This is a genomic window from Halalkalibacter lacteus (assembly GCF_036663595.1).
GTDB classification, from domain to species: Bacteria; Bacillota; Bacilli; order Bacillales; family Bacillaceae_D; genus Halalkalibacter; species Halalkalibacter lacteus.
This window is the reverse complement of the sequence record NZ_JAWRVL010000010.1, coordinates 120,117-136,074: the sequence shown is the minus strand read 5'-3', so window position 1 is coordinate 136,074 and position 15,958 is coordinate 120,117. Positions and strand designations below refer to the sequence as shown.

Sequence of the window (15,958 nt, the reverse complement as noted above, 5' to 3'; positions counted from 1 at the left end):
TAGCATGTGTAAATTCAGTATATCATGAGATTATTAATCTTTTTATTGAAAAATGTTGACAAACTATTAGCTGGTTTAACTTAATAACTATGTTGTCTTTTTTGATAGTAATTACCGATAAAATAGCTACAAATTATTCCGATAATAAAAGGAATTACTGAACCGCCTACTTCAAAACCCGTAGAAGTTTTTTCGTAAAAACTAAACATAAAAAATTTAATATCAAATAAATATCCAATCAATAAAAGTAAACTGCTTACAATGATAAATGATATTAAGCCTACAAATACTGTTTTTATCAAGACTACACCTTCTTTTCCACTGTTATTTTTTTCTGAATTTTAACATAAGGAGAAAATAATCAGATAGATATATCCTTTAAATCCTTGTTAAACTCAACTGTGTCTTTAGTAAAAAAGCGTTCTACTGTTGTTGCAGAAACGCGCCCGATTGCGGAAGATCGTTTTCCTGTATGTGACTTGCACTTTTATTCCAGAAAAGCCCCATATGTCAAATAACTTTTGAGTCTTCGTCTCTTTGCCATCTATATCCTCTTTTTCGTTAACCACTACTTCAACTGCCCCTATTGCTTAATACCAATTATTTCAAAAGCAGACGTTCAACTCAATATTTTTTCCGCAAAAAGACGCTTTCCTTGTTCATGAAAAGCGCCCGATTGTTGAATTGTATTTTGGGAACAGAAGAACTTTTATACTGCTTTTCCGAATGTCGTGTTCTAAGCCCATTCCACAAACATAACCAAAAGCAATTAGTTTATTATTTATGGCTGCAATCCCATCAACCACTTATGTTCTTGTACACCAAGCCCTTCTTTTTCCATCACTTGATCAACGACTTCAATAGCTTTTACTGCATCAGCACCTTTCGCAATTACTTTAATGCTTGCCCTTTTCGGAACTCCAAGTGACAGTACACCCATAACAGATTTTAAATTCACTTGCCTTTCTTTATACTCCAGTATCACTTCCGATGTAAACTGGGTGACTGTACTGACTAAAAGAATTGCAGGACGCCCACGAATACCTAAATCATTTATTATGTAAGTTCTTTCAACCATTTGTGACCCTTCACCTCTTTCTTTTTATGATTATAAGGATCAACTAATTCTTACTATAATTTTATAATTTTCAGAATATTAATGTCAATGTTTTTCTGAAAGCGTTTTCTTGATTCCGATATAAAAATAATTTACCGGAAACATAGAATGGCAATATACTGCTAACTTGGGGATTAAGCGGGCTTATGAATGGATTCAACTGCATTTTGGGTAAGTTCACCTCTTGGCGAACTTGCTCTTTTTTTGATTACATGAATTACCACCCTAAACGTTCTTTAAATGAAGCGATTTGTGTATAGCTTTGAAATAAAGTTTGATCAAAAATACCTCGCAAACCCATATTTTACGATAAATAAAAAGAATCCATTTTGAAAAAACTCATAAAAGTGCTGAGTTTTTTCAACGTGCCTTTGCATCTGTGAAATATAATCTTCATCGCCTCGAATTATTCCACACGGATAGAGGAGTGAATTTAAAAACAAGCTTATTGATCAGGCATTAAAAACGTTTGGCATTGAGCGTTCATTAAGTGAAAAAGGAACTCCGTATGACAATGCTGTTACGGAAGCCACTTTCAAGACGATCATAGTGTTGACATACCAAAACTTCATAATTCCGTATTTTAAAAAGTCAATAGATCACCGACCGACTGATAAAGATTTGTTTTTAAAAATTTTTAGGCTGCTAGAAGCTCTCGTTGATGTTTTAGACGATCACTAGTTAGTTTCGCAGTGTTATAGACAAGAATGACGAGATCAAAGTGTACTTTTGCGTAACCATAAGAACCAAACAAAGGAGTACCACCTCCTTCACCAAAAACGAAAAGATCCATAAGAAAGATTAAAATGGACACTGATGTGATGAATGGGCTTAACCAGCATAAGAAGGCTCAAAATAAATTCAGGATGGCGGTTCGAGATGAATACATCGACAAGGATTTCATAATTGCCAAGTCATTAGGCTACCCCGAAATTGCTAAAACTGTTGAAAATCATATAAAACGTATAATCAAGTTAGCAAAAATTGATCGACATCTTACTCCTCACTTACTCAGACACACGCACACATCCCTCCTTATTGAAGTTGAAGTCGGGATGAAAGAAATTCAACAACGTCTCGGCCATACCGATATTGAAACGACCATGAATATTTATGCTCAAATAACCGCTGATACGGAAGAGAAAGCCTCCCAAAAGTTTAGTGAACTAATGAGAAGCTTATAGTAAAACAACTGTAAATAAATAGGCATTACCCTAAATTATACAACCTAATAAAACCATCATATAGGTTGATATCAGATAGGCGAGGTACGATAATGGAAAACAAATAATTAAAGCAGATACATTGTTTTATTTAGAAATGGCCAATTCATGGTCCTTCTTACAAGCCGAAAACAGGTCAATATAAGGCTTTACGAGTTGTTCAAGCATCCGAATACAAAACGTTTATGAATGTTGATTTCATCCTTGTACTAAGAGGTTACATTCACTACTCTTTTCCTTTTATCTTTTTATGGATGCTTTCTAATTCTTTCAAAGACAGTTCACCTAGAGATTTTTTAATTTCTTCAGCGATCTTTTTTCTGTTGCTTTCACGATATTGATCCCACCATTCTCGCAAACCTTCCGTGTTATCAAGAAGGTATTCAATATCTATTTCCTCTACTTCTTCATCTGACAGATAATTTAATACAGCTGCTAATAAACGATTAAGGTTACCTATTTCATCTTTTTTATTAGGTAATATATCAATAATTTCCTTATCCGTCTTCTCGTTAATTGGAGTAGCTTTTCGCATTGTTTCCCCTCCTTAATACTTTTTATGTCATTTTAGTATGACCATAAAAAATGTATCCCATTAACTTTTATCAGAGCAGGCATTTTGCTAATAATTGGTACTTAAAAACGTGGTCAAATGTACTTTTGAGATCGTAAACCAGTTAAAAAACTTTATGTATTAAGGATTCTGGAGGCATGTTTACATCATGTTTACATCATATCTCCCATTTAACCACTCTCACTAAAGTGAATGAAATTAATCTTTTTGCAACATAAATGGCAGCGAAGTATACAATTTCTTAATATTATGAATTTTCAATTTTTAAGTTTTTTGCATTCATCAATTCAACTTGTTGCGAAAAAGTAGTGGGCTTTTTTATATGGAGATCTTTTTCCATTAGTATTCCCCCTATAAATAGAAAGACCCACCGTGGTCCGCTTCTGTGAGAGGCGTGGTGGGTCCTGTTAATCTAACAATATGTTATAAAAGAGAATTCCGTCAATTTCTTTATAGCCTCTTTCTCCCACAGAGAAATGTGGATCAAATTGTATGCCTTCATCAAAGCCATTTCCTAGATTAATGCTTTAGTTAGCTCGACAATAAACATTATTATATAAAATAGAATCTGTTAAATTGTATGATTGGTATCAATTCATATAGCGATATTCCATCAGACTATTCAAAATATAGACTTCCTGTAATATTTCCTCTCCAACATTCGTTTCTAGAACCTTTTTTCTTTCTAGTTCTTTATCCACCAATCTTTTTACTGATAAAACATCTGTTCCATTTAGTAGAACATCTTCTTTTGAATTAAAATGTGTATGGGCGACAAGTTGCATACCAAAGGAATTATATAATAAAGTGTATCCAGCAATACCTGTTGTTGATTGATAAGCCTTCGAAAAGCCTCCATCAATGACAATCATCTTTCCATTTGCCTTAATTGGATTTTCACCCTCAATTTCTTTAACTGGTGTATGGCCATTTATGATATGACCTTGATCAGGATTAAGATCAAATTCTGTTAGGATTTTGCGGCAGGTTTCCTCATTTTCACGTAAATGGTAGTATGGATTCTTTCTCTCTTTATGGGTTTTTTTATCCTTAATGAAATACCGTTCAAAGGTCGTCATTTCTCTTTTCCCAAAGAGTGATGAATATTCTCCTGACCATAAATACCAGACCATATCTTTCGCAAGATCATCTGTCTCTTCAGGATGTGCAAAAGCATGTCGTAAATAACGTTCAAACGTATCAAGTAAATCACGACCTGCATAGGTTTTATTTTCAATGACCATTTTTTCCATATTTCCTTCTTCATCTAAAGGAATACAGCCGTGTATTAATAAGTTTCCGTTATATTTTAAATAAAGACTGCCTTTTTTCATAAGAAAATTCATATGTCTAGCTAGCTTTTCCGAATGCTGGACAGAAAATAACAGTTTGTCCATCACTAGCTCTTCTTCCTTCAACAGTTGATCGGGTTGTTCCTGATTAACCGTTGCAAAGCAAGTATTTTCTAGTGGATATGTTTCCCCATGAATCGTTATTTCATTTCTTTCATAATCAATTTTCTCAAGCAAAAGCCTTTCAGACATCTTAAAGTACGGGCGTCTCTTTATAATAGGGCTTTCAAGTTTGAACTGAATCATGGCAATGGCTTGATGAATTTTCGTAATTTGTAATTGTTCTTCCTCAGATATTTTTTCATCTGAATGTCTTTTTGGTCTAAAGACTGGATTGTCATCATAGTATTTTTCCGCAAGATTAAGAAGTGGCCTTAGATTGATTCCATACACATCTTCAATAATATCCAAATTGTCGTACCGAGCGCAGATCCGAATAATGTTAGCGAGACAAACCTTGGATCCAGCAAAGGCCCCTAGCCATAGGACATCATGATTTCCCCACTGAATATCAACGGAATGATAATTGATGAGCGTATCCATAATTTTGTCAGGTTCGGGTCCGCGATCATATATATCTCCCACTACATGAAGATGGTCAACAACCAATTGTTGAGTGGTATAAGCAAGACCTATAATGAGCTTATCAGCTTGACCTAGGGAAATAATTTGCTGGACAATTTTTGTATAATAAGGTTCCTTATTTGTGAATTCATCCGTTTTGTATAGAAGTTCTTCTATAATATAAACAAACTGATCAGGCAATGCTTTCCTTAATTTCGAGCGCGTATATTTAGAAGAGGCATAAGAAACAAGATTAATCATACGCTCAATGATTACTGTGTACCATTGATGTAATTCTCTTTCATTGTCAAAATCATTCTTAATTAACTTTATCTTTTCTTCAGGATAATAAACTAATGTTGCAAATTCTTTAATCTCTTTTTCAGTTAATAACTTTTTATAAAGGTCTTCTATTTTCCCTTTTACATTCCCCGAACCATTTCTTAACACATGTTGAAAGGCTTGATACTCCCCGTGTAAATCACTAACAAAATGTTCTGTCCCCTTTGGTAGATTAAGGATGGCTTCCAGATTAATAATTTCAGTGACCACTTTTTCTTCACAATCATATTTTTGGGCCAACAAATCTAAATATTTCGAGTTCAAAATTATGTATCCCCTTTCAAAAATCATCATTGTTTTACATCTAAAAGATTACGAAAAACTTAAATCGAAATTATAACGGTATGTATATTTTCATTGTCTTTGTATGCAATTTCTTAATAATATATTTATTCCTAACTTTATCAAGAATAATAAGCAATACAACAACTATGTTAAATTTAAATATACCAATTCGATCAGATGCTACTATTATAGCAAAAAGTAGTAGCGAATTAAAAAAATTTAGAACTATTGGGATTGGTAATAAATAAGACCTTGAAAAAGGGAATGCTAAAAGAGAATTTTCTCCGCAGAAAGCAAAGGGACATAGTGCCTGTCCCCTCGGATCCGATAGAGATAGTAAGAATAGATAGGGACCACTTCACCTCAGGAGAGATAGCAGTACTAGAACCCTAATTAAGCTTGTTTATCCCATGTGATAAATGTAATTTTGTTTGGTAGACTTTACACATTCCCCATAAGCTAAGAAATGTCATCGCATTTTAATACTCCTAACCCGTATTAAATCAAACTATCTATCCAATTAACCGAACAGATGGCACGAACGTAATATAAGTTAGTTAGAATTTAGTTGTTTTTCTAAGAAGTATGTACTATGTGCAATATTTGCAATGTTTAAGGGTTTGTTACTATTTGCTTCAAAAAAGTATTGTTTAACGTTGGTTTTACCTTTTTATTTGTTCTCCAATCGAAGTAAAACCGTCTGCGAACAAATCAAAGATGGGAGTTTTATCATTAATATGAAAAATGCTTCAGTTGTTTTTTACGTATCCATAGCTATCGTGGCTAGTCTTGTCCTGATGGGTATCACGATGCCTGCCTCGTTAGAGAGTATAACGAGTAGTACACAAGGATTTATTACTAATTCATTTGGTTGGTATTACTTAATAATCGTTTCATTGTTTGTGTTTGTTTGCTTTTATTTATTAGTCAGTCCGATTGGTCGGATTAAACTTGGGAAACCGGAGGACAAGCCTGAGTTTTCACGACCAACCTGGCTTGCGATGCTTTTTAGTGCAGGTGTTGGTATTGGATTAATTTTTTATGGAACAGCCGAACCGATTAGCCACTACGCAGTAAGTTCACCCACAGGGGAAGTGGGTACGCCACAGGGGATTAAAGATGCCATGAGGTATACATTCTTTCATTGGGGTATCCATGCATGGGCCATCTATGGGTCCGTTGCGCTGGCTCTTGCTTACTTTACTTTTAGAAAAGGTGAACTTAGTTTAATTAGTCGGACCTTAAGACCGCTGATTGGAAGACATGTAGATGGTACCGTTGGTAAGGTCATTGATATCATTGCAGTTATCTCTACGGTGATCGGAATTGCAACAACATTGGGCTTTGGTGCCATGCAAATAAATGGGGGACTATCCTACTTATTTGGGGTACCTAGTGGTATGGCAAGTCAAACGGGTATCATACTTGTTGTTACTGGCTTATTTATGGTATCTGCATTAACTGGGTTGAGCAAAGGGATTAAACTACTTAGTAATTTGAATATGGGACTATCAGCCGTCTTATTTTTAATTGTATTTATTTTTGGACCGACCCTTTTTACCCTTAATTTATTTACAGATACGATTGGTACTTATATGCAAAATTTCATTAACATGAGTTTTCGAATTGCACCACTTAATGAAGAGGCACGTAGTTGGATAAAGGGATGGACCATCTTTTATTGGGCATGGTGGATTGCTTGGGCTCCTTTTGTCGGTGTTTTTATCGCTAGGGTATCCAAGGGGCGAACCATTCGTGAGTTTGTTACCTGTGTGTTGCTCGTACCGTCACTTATTGGTTTTATTTGGTTTTCGACATTTGGTAGTGCAGCAATTACAATCGAATCATCTGGTCTTCTTTCCATTTCTTCTTTAGCAGCTGCAGAGTCCCTTTTCGGGGTGTTAGAAGGCTATCCATTAAGTTTGGTGTTATCGATTTTAGCCATTGTTATAATTATCACATTCTTTGTTACATCTGCTGATTCTGGTACGTTTGTTCTAGGTATGATGACAACGAATGGGTCTCAAAATCCAAGTAATCAGATTAAAGTAATTTGGGGAGTTTTTCTTTCCATTACAGCGCTAGCTCTTCTTTATTCTGGGGGCTTACAAGCTCTTCAAAACACGATGATCATCGCCGCACTTCCATTTTCAGTTATTATGGGATTAATGGTAACCAGCTTAATTAAATCCTTGAACAAGGAAGCAAAAGAGCTAGAAATCGGTCAGTTGAATAAACGTGACACGCTTGGCAAACGCACCCAAGAAAACAGAAAAAACGTTGGATAAACGTATAGGAATAAAACAAGCAATGTATCCACTTTATTGGTATATTGCTTGTTTTTTTGTGATGAGGCTGCTTTTTCCTTTGGAACTAACCGTGGGGGTGTCTTAAATGGATTTAAAAACGAAGGAGCTATTTCCCTTTTGAAGGTAATAGCTCCTTCGTTTTGTTCAGAGATTCAACGCTGTAGTAACTTGCATCATCTTTATAATCCTAATGTTTTATTCGGTACTTTAATACGAAAGGAAATTTTATCGTTTTTCAAATCAAATTGCTGTACCTTTACTTTGAAATTACTTTTCACTTCCATTTGTGTAACGGCAATATAGATCAATTGGTTTTTAGGGTCGATTTCTATCCATTCTGGCGTTTCTAGATTTCTCCTAACGTATTCAAGTATTTTCTTTTTCGGCAAATTTAGTAACCCGAGAGACATGACAGTTGGCTCTAAGACAAGGTCCCCGTTTTCTTGTACTGTGGGTTCCAATGTAATTGAAATTGGAATGTCTGTTTGAAAGGCTTCAATAGAACCCACCAAATGGACATCCTCATCAAAGGCAACAGTATATTTATTATTTTTATCCTTCAACAGTTTATCTACATACCCATTAACGAGATCGTTTAAATTTTGCTTACTCGAATGTACCGTGAACTCAGCCCCCGGAATCTCTTCAATAAATTCTTTTTCAGATAGTTCTGAATGAGAAACGGGCCACAAAAGAAGAAGAAGGAAAAGCAAAAGGAAAAGTACATTCATTCCTGCTATACTTAGGAATAAAGCTTTCCATGTCAGTTTTTTTCTTATTTCGTCCAATTTATTTCACCTTTCTTTTGTCTTATTCTATTTTTTCTTTTGTTATTTCAGTTTCTTCACTGAATTTGGTCAAATATTCTAACACACGCGCTGCAATCCGTTTGTAGCCATTCGTGTTTGGATGAAAATTATCATCAGCAAATAACTTTATGTCGGAATTAATAAATAAGTCTTTTGTTGGAATATAATACACATGATCAAATTCTTCTGTAACTGATTTACCTGCATCATTCCAATTATCCAAGATCATTTCTAATTGTTCAATATCACTAAAATAATGGTCAAATGGATTAAAAAAATCAATGAAATAAATTTGTGCATCTGGATTTAATTTATTAATTTTATTAAAAACGAGCGTTAATCGCTCAATATATTCCACTCTTTCTTCTTGGAAAGGCTCGATTGTAAGATTCATAAAATTGTCTTTTACAACTTTCATCATGTCGTTGGCACCAATTGTTATTAAGACAATATCAGCTTTTTTAATAGAGGATGCAATGTCTTCATTGTCCAGTCGTTTTAATAGTTGATCTGTCCGGTTTCCTCTTTTTCCAAAGTTTTCAATCGTCATATTCATGTGATTATCTTCAAAAGTATGGTTTAAGATCCCGACATAACCGCCATTACCCGTCTCATCTCCTATACCTTGAGTGAGGGAATCACCGATTGACACAATCCTTTGTTCCTTTTTGACTAAATCAATTGCACCTTCTACTACTTCTCGGACTTTATTCTTTATTGCTTCAGTTATTGGTTTATCGATATCAGCCTCTTTTACTAGTTGTTCCTCTTCTTTTTCTACCGTATCTCCTAGATCATCCTCTATTTTTTGTCCCTTACTAACAGAAGATGCTGTTTTCACTTGTTCTATTTTTGTTTGATTGAGCTCTCCAATAAATAAATATAAAAGGAAACACACTATTAATAAACTAGCAATAAAGATCGCCAATTTCTTTCCATGCACGTTTACATCACACCTACCATTGTAAAATTTAATAATCTATTTCCTAAGAGTAAAGCTAGCATCGTAAAGAAAAATAATCAATTTATTTTATCATTCATACCAACGTTTCGTAAAACTACACATTATAGTAGATTCATTAAAAGAATGGTAGAGATCAATGGGATAGATAGATGGTTTACGTAAAGTGATAAAGGGGAAATAGTTACCTATACCCTCCAATATGCTATTCAAACATCGATAAGCAGCTCGTTGTTAGTAATAGTGAAAGATCAAGCTTTTCAGTTTTAAGCCCTGTTTGTAAGGCTCCTATATATTTGTGAAGATAATCTATTTTCTTTCACTTTAGGTAATAATTTATCATAATAATTATATAAGAATAATTATTATGATTTAGTATGAATTTTTTACGATTAGTTGAATAATTATTTACTACTTAATGTAGTTAAAAAAGGAGGACCACTTATGGACATAAAAACACTACTAACACTGGAAAATGCCCGGTAATGCACGGCAGCGCGACTTGTCAGAAATCAAGTGGCACAACAAATAAAGACTGGTGGCCAAATCAATTAAACTTAAATATTTTACATCAGCATGACAGAAAAACGAACCCTATGGGGGAAGAATTTGATTATGCAGAAGAATTTCAAAAGTTAGACTACGATGCTCTTAAGAAGGATCTTCATGATTTAATGACGGACAGTCAAGATTGGTGGCCTGCTGATTATGGTCATTATGGTCCATTTTTTATTCGTATGGCTTGGCACTCTGCCGGTACATATCGTACTGGTGACAGACGTGGTGGTGGCGGAAGTGGCACACAGCGTTTTGCTCCACTTAACAGCTGGGCTGACAATGCCAACCTTGACAAAGCACGTCGATTGCTATGGCCAATTAAGCAAAAGTATGGGAACAAGATCTCATGGGCCGATTTACTGCTTCTAACTGGTAATGTTGCCATTGAATCCATGGGTCGTAAAACATTTGGTTTTGGCGGAGGGCGCGCAGTGGGTGCTGAGGGCAAGATGATATGGTTCCATTCCGCATTTCTCTAATGCTTCATAAAAACAGTACCAGACCCCGTGCATTCATGCATGGGGTCTGGCACTCGTATCTAACGACCTTAGTAGATGGCGAAAACTTGCCAGATTTCTTTTCATCCTGAGAAAACCGTGACTTTAATCAATCAGTTGCGACCGTTCTTGCTATTCACGGACATCATTTTACAAAAGGGAAAGGATTGCCTTTGATCAGCTGACTCGTTTTAGCGTAAAAGTGATTGGTGTTTGCAATGCTCGTATTTGCAAACTCGTCCAAGCATGCCATTCAACAAAAGGCGGCATCTCTCGTTCGACATTTGAACGAATGTTACGAAAAGCCAAGTCTTTCGGTATTCTCTCAATCTATCAAACGGTGAGAGCATCAGGAGGCTATTCGCATAATGTCTATGTCTTTCAATACAAAAAACGCCGAATTAAAACGACGTTTCATCAGTACTATTACGGGACTTTATCGCGTTTGTTTATTCATAAAAGCGAAAACAGCACCTGAAAGAGACGAATTGGCGAGCATGGCTTGAAGGATAAAAAAATGTTTCTACCCTCTCGACAAGTACCTGGTACCTGCTTGCAAAAGGGACATAGTACCTGTCCCCAATCCCCTAATCACGATTTAGTTTTGAAGCAAGATCTTGCGAAATCATAAATAATTGATAACGATCAAACTTTTGATTACTTAAGAATGCCACATCAAAATCACTGCTATTATTCGCGGTTCCTTTTACTGTTGAACCGAACAAAATAATTAAAAATGGAGATAAATTTTCAACTAAATGCTCCACAATTAGTTGCTGCTTATTTTTACTCAATATGTGAAAACCTCCATATCCTTAAACAAATCTTATAAAAAGTATAATCTGTTTAATTTAGATACCTAATTTTTTCAAATTTTCAGGTGGTTATCAATGACTGATTTAAATTTTATCATAATGCAGTTGGATCTACGTCAATATTTTAAAGGTAACTGTCCCTACTGCGTTAACGGAAGACGCTGAAAAAGTCCTTGGATCCAGAACGTTAGACAGCATTCCAAACGCTACAGCTTCTTCATCTGTCCAATCTAGAAGATACAGAAAAATTCCTAACAAACCTGGCCCCCATCGCTTACGATCGGGACACGAGCAGCACTTAACATTTCCAAATCTCGATAGATCGTTCTTTCCGTCACACCTTTCAGCCAGCTCCTTGGACTTAATCCCAGGGCTCGACTGAATTAAATTAATAATACGAACAAGTCTATGATGACATGGATTCATCCTTTCTATTTACAACTCAAATTACAGTTCTATTTTACCAGTTTTTAGGATGGATTATCATGGAAAATTGAAATGAAAAAAGTTCCTGTCCTTTAGCATTTTAAAATACTAAGAGCAGGAACCAGCAAGCAAAGGACGGCTTTCTTGCCTCTTTTTCATGTAAAAAACACAAGGACGGCCTCCTTGCTTCACAAATACAACCGCCTCTTCTTCTGTGCAGTATTCGTCCACTTTATTTTAAAGCAATTTCCACTGCTATAGGTACATATCGATTATTCCCCATACAGATCTTTTGTCCTTTGATGAGGATATACCTCTAAAGGATTCAAAAAAAGATTCCTGTCCTCCACTACTTTAAGCTTTTGAAGGACAGGAACCTATAACATGTAAGGTCAACTGGTGTTTGCCGAATCTGAATTAGACGACCGGGAATATAGATTGAAAAATCCTCACGTTCAAAATAAGATTGTGGGACACGGTGCCCCTCGTCCCCTAACTGATTGCTTTTAAATACATATCTAAAGAATCCTCTACTTCACGTCCCACTAAAGAAATAAAGTTACGATAATCTTCTGTAGTATGTGCTTTATCTAGCGCTTCATAATAAGTTAATTTATTTTCAATTTTAATAATCACTGGTGGGAAACCAGCTTGGATGTACGTCCATTTCCATCGATAAATGGATGGATACCAACAAAAATAGCATGTAACATTGCTCCACGTTCAACGGGATACATATTAATTCCTTCATTTTAACATATAGAATGTTACTATAATTGTACAGTATAATGATAAAATCTAACACATAACAATTTAACTTTTTTGGCTTTATATGGATAGAAGGTACAGAGCGGTAGGCGTTTTAAGTAAAATAGGAAAAGGGAGTACATTTTATTTTTGTCTCCCATTGGTTCAACATGATAGAACACAGAACATATAAATTTCCAAATAGTGGTCAACATCCATATATACGACCAGATCTTGGTTTATGTCTGTCTGGTAGAAGAAGAGAAAGAGAAAAAGCAGCTAAAGAAAAACGTTTGTTTTCTTTAAGCTGCTTTATATTTAGTGACTTATCAGATAGCCCTTTCGATTTTTTATTGAAATAAACCTTCTATTGCCTCATTTGGAAGGGCGGTTTCTCCTCCAATAATGTAATACATAGAAACGTAATCTGCGTATGCAACAATCGTATCTTTCGTTGTTTGCTTTGCTTTGGCCGGATCTGTTAGGATCAATAGCTTCCATACATCGCTGCCAACGCAGAACCTGAAAGGGCAGAACCTGAAAGGGCATCTGGATAATTATTCCCAGTAGCAATAAATGGAGTCGACATGTTAAGCATGTCTGAGAAGTAATCAATGATTACGCTGTTTGTTTCATAGCGAGTCTTACCGCTTAGACGCTCATAATTAGGGAATTGTTCAGCTGCTTCATTCGATACAGCCTAGTTTCCTCCAATTACAAACGAAAACTCAATTGCACTTGATACAACATAATCTAGGACAGAACCAGGCACCCCATCTTTTTTGGTTAAAAGAATCGGCATTTCAAGTGAAGAGGCAATCGGTGCGATGGAAAGTGCATCGGCATACCCTTGACCGTTTGCAACCACTGCTCCATAAACTTCACCTAATTCTTCCGCAATTTTCACAGAGGTTTCATAGCGGTCTTTCCGCCGATGCGTGTAATGGTTTCAATTCCAAGACTCTTAAGCTCTTTTTCTACGTTAGGTGTTATAACGGATGTACCGCCAATGACAATAACCTCAGACACATTTAAGCGTTCAAGCTCTTCTTGCACAGCTGCAGGGACTTTGTTTGTATCTGTCAGCAGCAATGGTGCGGTGTAGCGCTTAATGCATCAGGATAATTTTTGCCGGTTGCAAGGACGGCAACATCAGCTTGCTCCTGAGGCCATTTTCAGACAAGTTTACAGCTGTTTCATAACGGTCAGAGCCTGAAATTCGTTGCATTGTGATGTCATTTGCCTTGTCAATTGCCAAAATGGCCTCAGGAGCATTTAATCTTCCCCAGCCTGATACGTTGTCATAGCCTCGAACTTGCTGTTCCAACGGATTTTCTGATTCTTGATCAGAAATGTCCCCATTCATCGGATTATCCTCTTCCTCGAACTTAATATCCTGCGCAGATATCGTCAGGATCTTTTTAACTTCCTTCGGTGTTAAATCAGGATTATGTGAAAGAATCAATCCTGCAACTGCGGCAACGTGCGGTGCTGCCATTGATGTTCCAGTCATATAAGTAACGTTTCCGTCCGGGGTTAAGCTTGGAATATCTGTTCCTAGAGCTACAAGGTCAATTCCTCTGCCAAAGTTTGAATAATCCGATACGATGTCCATACGATTGGTAGCTCCTACAGTAGTCGCATATTTAGAAGATGCTGGATAGGAAACTTCCTCAACACCATCGTTGCCTGTCGCTGCGACTACAGTTACCCCGTGTTCATTTGCATATTTCAGAGCATATTCAATCGTACGGTTCATTCTTCAATCGTGAATATGTCGTTCTTTTCTTCATTGAATTGGTTCGCAATATAATTTCTTATTGTTTCTTCATCTACTGTTCCTACTGTGGCACAAAAATAGCCCCTTGCCCATAAGTGCTGGCCCCAATATTTCTTTTTCAATTCAGGAAATTGATCTTGGAGTAGCCTTGATGATCTCCCTTTTAGGTACTGCATGATTTTACTTGGAGCAAGACTCGGTGGACATGATAACAATAAGTGGATGTTCGCTACATTATATATATATCCCTGTTTGTGTACTCCTTTTGCAAAATAACCTGCTATAAGAACAAAGGCGGGCATATGAAACAAATAAATAAAGAGATACACACTGGAGACTAACTGATCCTCATGTAAAAACTCCGATAGAATATGCCCTAATACAACAAGAAAAATGAGCACAGCTTTCGCATTATCAAAATAAGGATTTCTCTCTCTCAAATGACTCCACACCTTCTTTATTTAATATTTTAAAAAAGGTTCCACGTTAAAGTGACGGGGGACAGGAACCCGAAATCGTGGTTGGTTTATTCATACATCTTCGTCATCCACTCAACAATCCCCAAGTTTTGCTCACTGCGTAGTTGCTCAACATTATGGTGGCCAATGATATCTCCATCTTTAATGGCGATCACTTCATCAAGAATCATTTCAATTTCTTTAATTTCATGAGTCGTAATGAGAATGATTTGGTTTTCAAGATCGATGAAGGAAATCAAGCCTTTTACAATCGAATCGCGTACCATCGGATCAAGCCCAGAAAGTGGTTCATCCATTAAGATGACAGGTACTTCACGGGCGAGCGTCAGGACGATTTTTAGGCGACCGCGGTTTCCTTTAGACAGGTGCTTTAGTTTTGCATTGCGATCTAGTTTCATGAATGCACGAATTTCTTCAGCCTTTTCCTTATTAAAGTCTGGAAATTGCGATGCGTGAAAGTCGATTGTTTTTCCAACATTGTAAAACCCGTAATACTCATCTAACTCAGATAAATACGAAACCTGCTGAGCGATGCGATGATCGGTGCGGATTCCGTTTACGGTTACAGATCCTTTGGAAGGCTGGGTAAGACCCGCGATCAGCTTTAAGGTTGTTGATTTCCCGCTCCCATTTTCACCGACAAGACCAACGATTTTCCCTTTCGTTAATTCTAAATCTACATTACGTAAAGCAGCCTTTGTCATAAACTTCTTCGTTACATCCTCAAGCTTGATCATTCGCTTGCACCTCCAAAATTGTTTTGTAAAAAGGCTTGGAGCCCAGCTTGAATTTCCGCATCCGAGTAACCCATTGCATGCATTCCCTTTACAAATTTTGAAATTTCCTCTTGCTTCAGTCGTTCTCTCATCTCATGTAAAATTCCTTGATCTTCTGTGACAAACGTTCCCTGCCCTCTTTTTGTGTCCACAATATTCATCCCCTCTAGCTCTCGGTATGTCCGTTGAACCGTATTTGGATTGACACTTGCCTTAATACCCATTTCCCGTACGGATGGAAGTTTATCTCCAGGCTTTAATTCCCCACGCAATATTTGCTTATTAATCCGGTCTGCAAGCTGACTATAAATGGGCTGCGATGAATGAAAGGTATTTGTCATCTT

Annotated in this window: 18 protein-coding genes and 4 pseudogenes; 4 read left to right on the top strand and 18 right to left on the bottom strand. The window is 36.4% G+C overall.

Going from position 1 to position 15,958, the window contains the following annotated elements:
- Nucleotides 1-80: 80 nt before the first annotated feature.
- Both SAZ04_RS09700 and SAZ04_RS09695 read right to left on the bottom strand, forming a co-directional pair.
- Nucleotides 81-302: a hypothetical protein gene (locus SAZ04_RS09700; RefSeq protein ID WP_332694516.1), complete on the bottom strand. Its 222-nt coding sequence runs from the start codon at nucleotides 300-302 to the stop codon at nucleotides 81-83.
- 479 nt (nucleotides 303-781) lie between these two features.
- Nucleotides 782-1,078, bottom strand: a complete 297-nt coding sequence (locus tag SAZ04_RS09695; RefSeq protein ID WP_332694514.1) for an HPr family phosphocarrier protein — start codon at nucleotides 1,076-1,078, stop codon at nucleotides 782-784.
- Between the two features lie 403 nt (nucleotides 1,079-1,481).
- Between SAZ04_RS09695 and SAZ04_RS09690 the strand changes: the two are divergent.
- A pseudogene (locus SAZ04_RS09690) lies at nucleotides 1,482-1,663 on the top strand (IS3-like element IS655 family transposase); the annotation flags it as partial.
- A gap of 260 nt (nucleotides 1,664-1,923) precedes the next feature.
- A complete protein-coding gene (locus tag SAZ04_RS09685; protein WP_332694512.1) occupies nucleotides 1,924-2,301 on the top strand; it encodes a tyrosine-type recombinase/integrase in 378 nt (125 codons plus the stop codon).
- A 265-nt stretch (nucleotides 2,302-2,566) separates the two neighbouring features.
- On the opposite strand, the gene SAZ04_RS09680 is transcribed toward SAZ04_RS09685, so the two are convergent.
- Together SAZ04_RS09680 and fbp are read right to left on the bottom strand one after the other, a co-directional pair.
- Entirely contained in the window at nucleotides 2,567-2,875 is a 309-nt protein-coding gene (locus tag SAZ04_RS09680; protein ID WP_332694510.1) for a hypothetical protein, read from the bottom strand.
- Between the two features lie 629 nt (nucleotides 2,876-3,504).
- Nucleotides 3,505-5,436 carry a fructose-1,6-bisphosphatase gene (gene fbp, locus SAZ04_RS09675; protein ID WP_332694508.1) on the bottom strand — a complete coding sequence of 644 codons (1,932 nt, stop codon included), beginning with the start codon at nucleotides 5,434-5,436 and terminating at the stop codon, nucleotides 3,505-3,507.
- A gap of 758 nt (nucleotides 5,437-6,194) precedes the next feature.
- Between fbp and SAZ04_RS09670 the strand changes: the two genes are divergently transcribed.
- Nucleotides 6,195-7,745 carry a glycine betaine uptake BCCT transporter gene (locus SAZ04_RS09670; RefSeq protein WP_332694506.1) on the top strand — a complete coding sequence of 517 codons (1,551 nt, stop codon included), beginning with the start codon at nucleotides 6,195-6,197 and terminating at the stop codon, nucleotides 7,743-7,745.
- Nucleotides 7,746-7,945: 200 nt separating this feature from the next.
- Here the strand turns inward: SAZ04_RS09670 and SAZ04_RS09665 are convergent, their stop codons facing one another.
- Nucleotides 7,946-8,554 carry a YpmS family protein gene (locus tag SAZ04_RS09665; protein ID WP_332694504.1) on the bottom strand — a complete coding sequence of 203 codons (609 nt, stop codon included), beginning with the start codon at nucleotides 8,552-8,554 and terminating at the stop codon, nucleotides 7,946-7,948.
- A gap of 22 nt (nucleotides 8,555-8,576) precedes the next feature.
- The gene (locus tag SAZ04_RS09660; RefSeq protein ID WP_332694502.1) at nucleotides 8,577-9,518 is read right to left on the bottom strand and encodes an SGNH/GDSL hydrolase family protein; all 942 of its coding nucleotides are present in this window, start codon (nucleotides 9,516-9,518) and stop codon (nucleotides 8,577-8,579) included.
- A gap of 503 nt (nucleotides 9,519-10,021) precedes the next feature.
- Between SAZ04_RS09660 and SAZ04_RS09655 the strand changes: the two are divergent.
- Nucleotides 10,022-10,525, top strand: a pseudogene (locus SAZ04_RS09655) (peroxidase family protein); the annotation flags it as partial.
- 653 nt (nucleotides 10,526-11,178) lie between these two features.
- Here SAZ04_RS09655 and SAZ04_RS09650 read toward each other — a convergent pair.
- The 12 genes and pseudogenes from SAZ04_RS09650 to SAZ04_RS09595 form a co-directional block, all read right to left on the bottom strand.
- Complete coding sequence (locus tag SAZ04_RS09650) at nucleotides 11,179-11,385, bottom strand: nucleotidyltransferase domain-containing protein (RefSeq protein WP_332694500.1); 207 nt, start codon at nucleotides 11,383-11,385, stop codon at nucleotides 11,179-11,181.
- A 132-nt stretch (nucleotides 11,386-11,517) separates the two neighbouring features.
- Entirely contained in the window at nucleotides 11,518-11,664 is a 147-nt protein-coding gene (locus tag SAZ04_RS09645) for a hypothetical protein (RefSeq protein ID WP_332694498.1), read from the bottom strand.
- A gap of 660 nt (nucleotides 11,665-12,324) precedes the next feature.
- Nucleotides 12,325-12,468, bottom strand: a complete 144-nt coding sequence (locus tag SAZ04_RS23425; protein WP_332694496.1) for a hypothetical protein — start codon at nucleotides 12,466-12,468, stop codon at nucleotides 12,325-12,327.
- Nucleotides 12,465-12,569, bottom strand: coding sequence for a Fic family protein (locus SAZ04_RS23420; protein WP_332694494.1), 105 nt, complete (start codon nucleotides 12,567-12,569; stop codon nucleotides 12,465-12,467). The genes SAZ04_RS23425 and SAZ04_RS23420 overlap by 4 nt, the downstream gene beginning before the upstream one ends.
- A 360-nt stretch (nucleotides 12,570-12,929) precedes the next feature.
- Complete coding sequence (locus SAZ04_RS09625; protein ID WP_332694492.1) at nucleotides 12,930-13,070, bottom strand: hypothetical protein; 141 nt, start codon at nucleotides 13,068-13,070, stop codon at nucleotides 12,930-12,932.
- A pseudogene (locus tag SAZ04_RS23415) lies at nucleotides 13,067-13,225 on the bottom strand (cell wall-binding repeat-containing protein); the annotation flags it as partial. The pseudogene SAZ04_RS23415 and the gene SAZ04_RS09625, both read right to left, overlap by 4 nt.
- Before the next feature lie 54 nt (nucleotides 13,226-13,279).
- A complete protein-coding gene (locus SAZ04_RS09620; RefSeq protein WP_332694490.1) occupies nucleotides 13,280-13,486 on the bottom strand; it encodes a cell wall-binding repeat-containing protein in 207 nt (68 codons plus the stop codon).
- Nucleotides 13,483-13,692 (bottom strand): cell wall-binding repeat-containing protein, encoded by a 210-nt coding sequence (locus tag SAZ04_RS09615; RefSeq protein ID WP_332694524.1) that lies wholly within the window; start codon nucleotides 13,690-13,692, stop codon nucleotides 13,483-13,485. The genes SAZ04_RS09620 and SAZ04_RS09615 overlap by 4 nt, the downstream gene beginning before the upstream one ends.
- Before the next feature lie 160 nt (nucleotides 13,693-13,852).
- Nucleotides 13,853-14,335 (bottom strand): annotated as a pseudogene (locus SAZ04_RS09610) (S8 family serine peptidase); the annotation flags it as partial.
- A complete protein-coding gene (tnpA, locus tag SAZ04_RS09605) occupies nucleotides 14,335-14,799 on the bottom strand; it encodes an IS200/IS605 family transposase (RefSeq protein WP_332694487.1) in 465 nt (154 codons plus the stop codon). The pseudogene SAZ04_RS09610 and the gene tnpA, both read right to left, overlap by 1 nt.
- Nucleotides 14,800-14,885: 86 nt before the next feature.
- Nucleotides 14,886-15,575 carry an ABC transporter ATP-binding protein gene (locus SAZ04_RS09600; RefSeq protein WP_332694485.1) on the bottom strand — a complete coding sequence of 230 codons (690 nt, stop codon included), beginning with the start codon at nucleotides 15,573-15,575 and terminating at the stop codon, nucleotides 14,886-14,888.
- The gene (locus SAZ04_RS09595; protein ID WP_332694483.1) at nucleotides 15,572-15,955 is read right to left on the bottom strand and encodes a GntR family transcriptional regulator; all 384 of its coding nucleotides are present in this window, start codon (nucleotides 15,953-15,955) and stop codon (nucleotides 15,572-15,574) included. The genes SAZ04_RS09600 and SAZ04_RS09595 overlap by 4 nt, the downstream gene beginning before the upstream one ends.
- Nucleotides 15,956-15,958 lie beyond the last annotated feature (3 nt).

Coding starts and splice junctions, on each gene's coding strand:
- SAZ04_RS09600 (WP_332694485.1), bottom strand. CDS start 15,575: ATGATCAAGCTTGAGGATGTAACGAAGAAGTTTATGACAAAGGCTGCT.
- SAZ04_RS23420 (WP_332694494.1), bottom strand. CDS start 12,569: ATGTATCCCGTTGAACGTGGAGCAATGTTACATGCTATTTTTGTTGGT.
- SAZ04_RS09670 (WP_332694506.1), top strand. CDS start 6,195: ATGAAAAATGCTTCAGTTGTTTTTTACGTATCCATAGCTATCGTGGCT.
- SAZ04_RS09685 (WP_332694512.1), top strand. CDS start 1,924: ATGGACACTGATGTGATGAATGGGCTTAACCAGCATAAGAAGGCTCAA.
- SAZ04_RS09680 (WP_332694510.1), bottom strand. CDS start 2,875: ATGCGAAAAGCTACTCCAATTAACGAGAAGACGGATAAGGAAATTATT.
- SAZ04_RS09695 (WP_332694514.1), bottom strand. CDS start 1,078: ATGGTTGAAAGAACTTACATAATAAATGATTTAGGTATTCGTGGGCGT.
- SAZ04_RS09595 (WP_332694483.1), bottom strand. CDS start 15,955: ATGACAAATACCTTTCATTCATCGCAGCCCATTTATAGTCAGCTTGCA.